The 6,009-nt window shown below is 71.2% G+C and carries 4 protein-coding genes; 1 reads left to right on the forward strand and 3 read right to left on the reverse strand.

From position 1 onward, the window contains the following. The 3 genes from DEIPI_RS32115 to DEIPI_RS0117015 form a co-directional block, all read right to left on the reverse strand. Window positions 1-2,340 (reverse strand): transglycosylase domain-containing protein (locus tag DEIPI_RS32115; protein ID WP_084474472.1); only part of this gene is annotated, 2,340 nt, incomplete at its 3' end. A gap of 37 nt (window positions 2,341-2,377) precedes the next feature. Next, window positions 2,378-2,758: a response regulator gene (locus tag DEIPI_RS0117010; RefSeq protein WP_027482548.1), complete on the reverse strand. Its 381-nt coding sequence runs from the start codon at window positions 2,756-2,758 to the stop codon at window positions 2,378-2,380. A 74-nt stretch (window positions 2,759-2,832) separates the two neighbouring features. After that, window positions 2,833-4,521, reverse strand: coding sequence for a long-chain-fatty-acid--CoA ligase (locus DEIPI_RS0117015; RefSeq protein WP_045234580.1), 1,689 nt, complete (start codon window positions 4,519-4,521; stop codon window positions 2,833-2,835). Between the two features lie 188 nt (window positions 4,522-4,709). Between DEIPI_RS0117015 and DEIPI_RS0117020 the strand changes: the two genes are divergently transcribed. Beyond that, complete coding sequence (locus tag DEIPI_RS0117020) at window positions 4,710-5,753, forward strand: zinc-binding dehydrogenase (RefSeq protein WP_211238311.1); 1,044 nt, start codon at window positions 4,710-4,712, stop codon at window positions 5,751-5,753. Window positions 5,754-6,009: the final 256 nt, after the last annotated feature.

Genomic DNA, 6,009 nt, shown 5'->3' on the forward strand with positions numbered 1-6,009 from the left:
CGGGGCCTGCGGGATGCCGTCCTGCGCGCCGCGGGCCGAGGCCTTCTTGTCGTTCGTGTCGGCGCCGCCGGCGGGCGTCTCGGGCAGTTCCTCCGGGAGGGGCTCGGGGTTCGCGGGGGGCGCGTAGCCGGGCAGGTCCTCCAAGCGGACGCGGCGCGTGACGATCGCGTCGGGCGGGGTGAACTCCGTGGCCAGGCGGCCGTTTCGGCGGTCGAGGGTCACCTCGACCGTGTCGGGGTCCTCGCTGGGTCCGCGCGTCTCGCGGGGGCGGGGCGTCTCGGTGTCCTCGCGTTCCACCTCGGTGTCGGCGGCGGCGCGGTACGTGGGGTCGAGCACCGCGACCTCCTTCCCGAAGGGGCCGACGTCCTGCATGATGCCCTCGGGCACGGCGAACTGCCGGGGCGGTTTGCCCGCGAGCGCGCCCGACATCATGGTGTTCCAGATGGGCGGGTTGACGACGCCGGAGAAGTCCGTCTCGCCCATGCTTCCGCTCTGCTGCTTGCCGACCCAGACGGCGCCGACGTACATGGGCGTCACGCCGACGAACCAGAGGTCCTTCACGCTGTTGGTGGTGCCGGTCTTGCCGCCGACCTGCCAGCCCGGGATGCGGGCGCGCGTGGCGAGTCCGCCCTGGTTCGCCTCGAGGTCGTTCACGACGCCCATGATCATGTCGAGGCCGAGGTACGCGACCTGCGGGCTCCACACGCGCCGCTTCTGCGGGCGTTCCTGCGAGGCGTCGTACAGGACCTTCCCGGCGGCGGTGGTGACGCGGGTGATGTAGCGCGGCGGGTAGTACGTCCCGCCGTTCACGAAGGGCGCGTACGCGGCGGCCATCTTGAGGGGCGTGGCCTCCAGCGTGCCGATCGCGAGCGACAGCCCGGAGTCCTTGGGCGGTTCGAGGTCGAGGTCGCGCAGCTTGCCCCGGAAGGTGGGCAGCCCGATGCGGTCGGCGAGCTTGAGGGTGGGGATGTTGAGCGAGCGGTCGAGCGCCTCGCGCAGCGTCATGTCGCGGTAGTAGTACTTCCCGCCGAAGTTCTGCGGCTTGTACGCGCCGCCCTCGCAGGACGAGCAGGGGAAGGAGGTGGGCTCGTCACGTTCGGTGTGGAGCTCGCTCAGGCCGGTGGAGAGCGCGGTGGTGTAGAGCAGCGGCTTGATGGAGGAGCCCACCTGCCGCTGGCCCTGCGCGGCGTTGTTCCAGTCGGGCAGGGGCCGTCCGGGCTCGATCTTCTGCCCGATCATGGCGAGGACGTCGCCGGTGTAGGGGTCCACGAGGACCGCGCCGAGGGTCGCGCCGGGCGGGACCTTCGCCTCGCGGGAGGCCTTCTCGGCGGAGGACTGCGCCTGCGGGTCGAGGGTGGTGTACACGTTGAGGCCGCCGCTGTTGTAGACGCGCTCTCGTCCGAAGCGGGCGATGAGTTCGCGCTCGACCTGCTGCATGAAGTGCGGCGCTCGGCTGTTGGTGACGGCGCGCAGGTACGTCTCGGTGACGTCCACGAGCTTCGCGCTGACCACGTCGCCCCGGTCGTCGTACTTCACGCGCCAGCCGCGCGGCTGGAGCTTCTCGCGCCACGCGGCGTCCGCCTGGGCCCGCGTGACCCAGCCGTCCTCCACCATGCGGTTCAGGAGGCTCTTCATGACGGGGCGGTACTCGGCGTAGCGCTTGTAGCGCAGGCCCGGAGCGGGAACGAGCGTCGTGAGGTACACGCTCTCCGCGAGGGTGAGGTCGCGCGGGGCCTTGCCGAGGTAGGCCCGCGCGGCGGCGTGCAGACCGTAGAGCTCCACGGGGCCGCCGTCGCCCCAGTAGATGACGTTGAGGTAGTTCTGGAGGATCTCCTCCTTGGTGAAGGCGCGTTCGAGCTGCACGCTCAGCAGCCACTCCTTGACCTTGCGTTCGGGCGTGCGGGCCCCTTCGAGGTCGCCGAGCAGGGTGAGCTTCACGAGCTGGTTCGTGAGGGTGGAGCCGCCCTCGACGCGTTCGTTGCGCAGCGTCTTGAGGAGGCCGCGCGTCACGCCGACCGGGTCCACGCCGTAGTGCTCGAAGAAGCGGCGGTCCTCGTTCGTGACGATCGCGGCGAGCATGTAGGGGCTGACGTCGTCGAGCTTGACGATGGTGCGGTTGACGCGGGTGCCGCCGACGCTGGGCACGAGCGTGCCGAGCTGGGTGAGGTCGCGGGCGAACACGCGGGTGGTGGAGCCCAGCGTGAGGGAGTCGAGCTGACGGTAGTCGGGGACGTTCGACGTCCACTTCACGGCGTAGGTGGCGACGACGCCTGCCACGCCGACGGCCACGGCGACGGCGAGCGCGACGAGGAGGACGAGGACGCGCCAGACGACGTTCACGCCGGGCCTCCCACGCGGGCCGGGGGGGTGCGGACGCTCATGCGGTCTGCTTGCCCTGGATCACCTGCGAGATGCGTCCGCGCAGGTTCTTGCCGCTCAGGGGCTTGTACACGACGTCGTCGGCGCCGACGAGCTTGGCCTGATCGCGGGTCTGCTCGTCGTCGAAGCCGGTGAGGAGCAGCACGGCGGTGCGCGACAGGCGGGCGATGCGCTTGACGCGGCTGCAGATCTCGTACCCGTCGAGGTAGGGCATCTTCACGTCGAGGAGCATCGCGTCGGGGGTGTTGGTCTTGAGGTACTCCAGGACGGCGCGTCCGTCGGGCACGGTGACGATCTCGTGCCCGTCGGCCGAGAGGATCACCTCGAGCATGGTGCGGATGGCGGGCTCGTCATCGGCGACCAGAATGGTATAGGGCATAGTCTCCGTCATTGTACGAAATAGGAGGGGTCCCTCCCGTGGGACGGGAGGGACCTCCGTGAGGGCGGCGGAGGTCAGCCCTGCGACGCGACGGGTTGCGGCGCCTCCTCCTGCAGGGCGCGGCGCAGGATCTTGCCGACGGCGCTCTTGGGCAGTTCGGCGCGCTCCTCGATGCTCCGGGGCACCTTGTACGGCGAGAGGCGCTCGCGGCAGAAGGCGCGCAGGGCGTCCTCCGTGGGCTTCTCGGCGCCGGGCTTGTACACCACGAAGGCCTTGACGCTCTCGCCGCGGTAGGCGTCCTTGATGCCGACGACGGCGGCTTCGAGCACGGCGGGGTGCTGGTAGAGGACCTCCTCGACCTCGCGCGGGTAGACGTTGTAGCCCCCGGCGATGATGAGGTCCTTCTTGCGGTCCACGATGCGGAAGTAGCCGTCCGTGTCCTGAACGGCCATGTCTCCGGTGGTGAGCCAGCGGCGCCCGTGGGCCTCGCGCAGGCACTTCCCGCTCTCGTCTGGACGCTGCCAGTAGCCCTGCATGACGTTCGGGCCGGACACCCACAGCTCGCCCACCTCGCCGGGCGCGACCTCGCCGCCGTCCTCACCGACGACCATGGCGTGGACGCCGGGCAGGGGCAGGCCGATGCCGGGGCGCTGCTCGCCGAACAGCGGGTTGGTGTGCGTGACGGGGCTCGTCTCGGTGAGGCCGTAGCCCTCGACGAGGTTGGCGCCGCCGGTGATCTCGCGGAACCTGCGGGCCGTCTCCTCGGGCAGGGGCGCGCTGCCGCTGATGCAGGCCCTGATGGACGTGAGGTCGTACTTCGGCGTGTCGGGGTGGTTGTTGATGGCGTTGTAGAGCGTCGGCACGCCGGGGAAGGTGGTGGGGCGGTGCCGGTCGATCGCCTGGAGCAGCATGCGGATGTCGCGCGGGTTGGGCAGCAGCACGATGGTGGCGGCGGTGAGCACGCCGAAGTTCATCGCGACGGTCATGCCGTACACGTGGAAGAAGGGGATGGCGGCGAGGACGGTGTCCTCGCCCTCGCGGACGCCGGTCATCCAGGCGCGGCACTGGCGGGCGTTGGCGACGAGGTTGGCGTGCGAGAGCATGGCGCCCTTGGGCACGCCGGTCGTGCCGCCGGTGTACTGGAGCAGCGCGAGGTCGTCCACGTGGACGCGCACGGGCAGGGGCGCGGGCGCGTGGGCGCGCATGAGGGCGCGCCAGTCGTGGACGCTGCCGCCGCACCTCACCTTCACCCAGGTGCCCTCGCGGCGGGCCTTGAGGGGATAGAGGACGTTCTTGGGGAACGGGAGCGCGTCCTGGATGCCGGTGACGATGACGCGCCTGACGTTCACGCGCTCCCGGATCTCCTCGTAGCGGGGGTAGAAGCCGTCGAGCATGACGAGCGTCTCGGCGCCGCTGTCGCGCAGCTGGTGCTCCAGTTCTCGCGGCGTGGAGAGGGGGGAGGTGTTGGCGACGACGGCGCCCGCGAGCATCGTGCCGTAGAAGGCTATGACGTACTGCGGGCTGTTGGGGAGCATGACGGAGACGCGGTCGCCCTGGCGGACGCCGAGCTGCTGGAGGGCGTGCGCGAACTTGCGGGCGTCGCGCAGGAGTTCCCGGTAGCTGACGCGCGTCCCGACGAACTCCAGGGCGGTGCGGTCGGGATAACGCTCGGCGGAGCGTTCGAGCAGGCTCTGGAGCGGCTCGCGGGGGGGTTCGATGTCGTGGGGCACGCCGCTCTCGTAGTGCGCTAGCCAGGGTTGCATCGGTCGGCTCCTTCGGGGGGCAATTTGTTGAACCGGGTCTAGTTCTGTACGCAGTATAACAAACGCCCGTCTCGGACCACACGACGCGCTCATCTTCCCCGGGGGCGTGACCCCAGTGTAGGACGCCATCGCGTGGCTGCCCGTGACGAAGCGAACGAACGACCGTTTCAGGCCGTATCATGACCCGCATGACCGACACCATGCGCGCCGTCGTCATGCGCCAGCGCGGCGGCCCCGACGTCCTCGCCCTCCAGGACGTCCCCGCCCCTCACGCCGGACCCGGCGAGGTCCGCGTGCGCGTCCGCGCCGTCGCCCTCAACCACCTCGACCTGTGGGTCCGCTCCGGAGCGGCCAGCCCGAAGCTGCCCCTCCCGCACGTCCTCGGCAGCGACGTCGCCGGGGAGATCGACGAGACCGGCCCCGGCGTCACCGACCTCGCGCCCGGCGCGAGGGTCATGGTCAACCCCGGCGTCTCCTGCGGACACTGCGAACGCTGCCTCACCGGCCACGACAACCTCTGCCGCCGCTACGGCATCATCGGCGAGCACCGCATGGGCGGCTACGCCGACTTCCTCGTCGTGCCGCGCGCCAACGTCGTCCCCGTCCCTCGCGGCCTCGACTTCGTGCAGGCCGCCGCCGTGCCCCTGTCGAGCCTCACCGCGTGGCAGATGGTCTTCGACCGCGCCGAGGTCAAACCCTGGCACACCGTCCTCGTCATGGCCGCCGCGAGCGGCGTGAGCACCTGGGCCATCCAGTTCGCCCGGCTCGCCGGGGCGCGCGTCATCGCCGCCGCCGGGGACGACGCCAAACTCGACCTCGCCCGTGAGCTCGGCGCGCACGAGACCATCAACTACCGCCGCGAGGACCACACCGCCCGCGTCAGGGAACTCACGGGCGGCGAGGGCGTGGACGTCGCCCTCGACCACACCGGGGCGGACTTCTGGCAGGGCACCCTGCGCGCCCTGAAGTGGGGCGGCACGCTCGTCACCTGCGGCGCCACGAGCGGCTACGAGGCCGTCACGCCCCTCGCGCAGGTCTTCTACCGTCAGCTCAGCGTGCTCGGCTCCACCATGGGCCGCAAGGGCGACCTCTTCCGCATCGCGCGGCTCGTGGAGGAGGGCCGCGTCCGCCCCGTCGTCTCCGGGGTCCGGCCCCTCGCGGAGGCCGCGCTCGCCCACGAGGACATGGCCCGCCGCGACGTCTTCGGCAAGCTCGTGCTGACCGTGGACTAACGGCCCCCGAGGGGCCGACCGCCGTAGAACAGCGCGGGCGGCGCGCGCAGGGCCTCCGGGATCTCGCGCACATTCGCCCGCGCCGCGCGAGCGCAGCGTCTCCACGAACTCCAGCAGCGCGGACGCCTCCCCGGGCGTGCGGCCCCGGTAGTTCTGCTGACGCATCACCGCCGCCCACACCACGCCCGTGAGGGGATAGGCCCCGCTCGCGGCGAGGTCCGGCCACGGCGCGTCCGGCGACGCCGGGAGCGTCACG

The organism is Deinococcus pimensis DSM 21231 (assembly GCF_000519345.1).
Lineage (GTDB): Bacteria > Deinococcota > Deinococci > Deinococcales > Deinococcaceae > Deinococcus_A > Deinococcus_A pimensis.